The following is a 3,268-nucleotide window of genomic DNA, read 5'->3' on the forward strand; positions in this document are numbered from 1 at the left end:
GCGTGGCGACGTCCTACTCTCACAAAGGGAAACCCTTCACTACAATCGGCGCTAAGAAGCTTAACTTCTGTGTTCGGCATGGTTACAGGTGTATCCTTCTTGCTATCGCCACCACACTATTCAATTGAGTAAGTGTTGCTCACTCAAAACTGGATCGAAGAATCAAAACTCTACGAGTTTACGTGCTTTTTTCTTTTTGGTTAAGTCCTCGATCGATTAGTATCAGTCCGCTCCAACCATCACTGGCCTTCCACTTCTGACCTATCTACCTGATCATCTCTCAGGGATCTTACTTTCTTAAAGAAATGGGAAATCTCATCTTGAGGTGGGCTTCACACTTAGATGCTTTCAGCGTTTATCCCTTCCCTACATAGCTACCCAGCGATGCCTCTGGCGAGACAACTGGTACACCAGCGGTAAGTCCATCCCGGTCCTCTCGTACTAAGGACAGCTCCTCTCAAATTTCCAACGCCCGCGACGGATAGGGACCGAACTGTCTCACGACGTTCTGAACCCAGCTCGCGTGCCGCTTTAATGGGCGAACAGCCCAACCCTTGGGACCGACTACAGCCCCAGGATGCGACGAGCCGACATCGAGGTGCCAAACCTCCCCGTCGATGTGGACTCTTGGGGGAGATAAGCCTGTTATCCCCAGGGTAGCTTTTATCCGTTGAGCGATGGCCCTTCCATGCGGAACCACCGGATCACTAAGCCCGACTTTCGTCCCTGCTCGAGTTGTAGCTCTCGCAGTCAAGCTCCCTTCTGCCTTTACACTCTTCGAATGATTTCCAACCATTCTGAGGGAACCTTTGGGCGCCTCCGTTACCTTTTAGGAGGCGACCGCCCCAGTCAAACTGCCCATCTGACACTGTCTCCCAGCCCGATAAGGGCTGCGGGTTAGAGTGGCCATAACGCAAGGGTAGTATCCCACCATTGCCTCCATCGAAACTGGCGTCCCGATCTCTACGGCTCCTACCTATCCTGTACATGCGGTACAGACACTCAATATCAAACTACAGTAAAGCTCCATGGGGTCTTTCCGTCCTGTCGCGGGTAACCTGCATCTTCACAGGTACTAAAATTTCACCGAGTCTCTCGTTGAGACAGTGCCCAAATCGTTACGCCTTTCGTGCGGGTCGGAACTTACCCGACAAGGAATTTCGCTACCTTAGGACCGTTATAGTTACGGCCGCCGTTTACTGGGGCTTCAATTCGTACCTTCGCTTACGCTAAGCACTCCTCTTAACCTTCCAGCACCGGGCAGGCGTCAGCCCCTATACGTCATCTTTCGATTTTGCAGAGACCTGTGTTTTTGATAAACAGTCGCTTGGGCCTATTCACTGCGGCTGCTCGTTAGAGCAGCACCCCTTCTCCCGAAGTTACGGGGTCATTTTGCCGAGTTCCTTAACGAGAGTTCTCTCGCTCACCTTAGGATTCTCTCCTCGACTACCTGTGTCGGTTTGCGGTACGGGCCGTTGTTTTCTCACTAGAAGCTTTTCTTGGCAGTGTGACATCAGAAGCTTCGGTACTATTATTTCCCTCCTCATCACAGCTTGTCCGTATAGGTAGAAGCATTTGACTCCTACCAAGACTTACTGCTTGAACAGACATATCCATCAGTCTGCACTTCTTAGCCTCCTGCGTCCCTCCATTGCTCAAACAAAAACAACGGGTACAGGAATATCAACCTGTTGTCCATCGCCTACGCCTGTCGGCCTCGGCTTAGGTCCCGACTAACCCTGGGCGGACGAGCCTTCCCCAGGAAACCTTAGTCATTCGGTGGACAGGATTCTCACCTGTCTTTCGCTACTCATACCGGCATTCTCACTTCTAAGCGCTCCAGCAGTCCTCACGATCTGCCTTCAACGCCCTTAGAACGCTCTCCTACCAATGCACCTCATGGTGCACTCCACAGCTTCGGTAAACTATTTAGCCCCGGTACATTTTCGGCGCAGGGTCACTCGACTAGTGAGCTATTACGCACTCTTTAAATGGTGGCTGCTTCTAAGCCAACATCCTAGTTGTCTGTGCAACCCCACATCCTTTTCCACTTAATAGTTATTTGGGGACCTTAGCTGGTGGTCTGGGCTGTTTCCCTTTCGACTATGGATCTTATCACTCACAGTCTGACTCCCGGATATGAATGAATGGCATTCGGAGTTTATCTGAATTCGGTAACCCGAGATGGGCCCCTAGTCCAAACAGTGCTCTACCTCCATCATTCTCAATTCCGAGGCTAGCCCTAAAGCTATTTCGGAGAGAACCAGCTATCTCCAAGTTCGTTTGGAATTTCTCCGCTACCCACACCTCATCCCCGCACTTTTCAACGTACGTGGGTTCGGTCCTCCAGTGCGTTTTACCGCACCTTCAACCTGGACATGGGTAGATCACATGGTTTCGGGTCTACGACAACATACTCATTCGCCCTATTCAGACTCGCTTTCGCTACGGCTCCGTCTCTTCAACTTAACCTCGCATGCTATCGTAACTCGCCGGTTCATTCTACAAAAGGCACGCTATCACCCATTAACGGGCTCTAACTTGTTGTAGGCACACGGTTTCAGGATCTATTTCACTCCCCTTCCGGGGTGCTTTTCACCTTTCCCTCACGGTACTGGTTCACTATCGGTCACTAGGGAGTATTTAGCCTTGGGAGATGGTCCTCCCGGATTCCGACGGAATTCCTCGTGTTCCGCCGTACTCAGGATCCTCCTAGGTGTTATCCAAATTTCGCCTACGGGGTTTTTACCCTCTTTGACATACTTTTCCAAGTATTTCGACTATCTGAATAGACTACCATATCGGAGTCCTACAACCCCAACAAGCAAGCTTGTTGGTTTGGGCTTTTCCCGTTTCGCTCGCCGCTACTCAGGGAATCGAATTTTCTTTCTCTTCCTGCAGGTACTTAGATGTTTCAGTTCTCTGCGTCTACCTCGACTGCGCTATGTATTCACGCAGACGTAACATCCTATAAAAGATGCTGGGTTCCCCCATTCGGAAATCTCTGGATCATAGCTTACTTACAGCTCCCCAAAGCATATCGGTGTTAGTCCCGTCCTTCATCGGCTCCTAGTGCCAAGGCATCCACCGTGCGCCCTTATTCACTTAACCTTTGACCTTACGGTCGGTTTTGAGTACTTCTTCTAGCGATAGAAGGTTGCTCAAGAAAATAAGCGTTGAACTTATTAAAAAACTCTTTTAACATTTCAACTCGGTGTGTGTTACTTGTTTTGATTATTTCTTCGATATCCAGTTTTCAATGAACAAA

2 rRNA genes are annotated in these 3,268 nt (G+C 49.9%); both read right to left on the minus strand.

Annotation, left to right across the window (positions count from 1 at the left end):
• Positions 1-116, minus strand: a 5S ribosomal RNA gene (gene rrf, locus IGJ25_RS17130).
• 80 nt (positions 117-196) lie between these two features.
• A 23S ribosomal RNA gene (locus IGJ25_RS17135) occupies positions 197-3,111 on the minus strand.
• Positions 3,112-3,268 lie beyond the last annotated feature (157 nt).

It is taken from the genome of Enterococcus sp. DIV0240d (assembly GCF_051711245.1).
GTDB classification, from domain to species: Bacteria; Bacillota; Bacilli; order Lactobacillales; family Enterococcaceae; genus Enterococcus_D; species Enterococcus_D casseliflavus.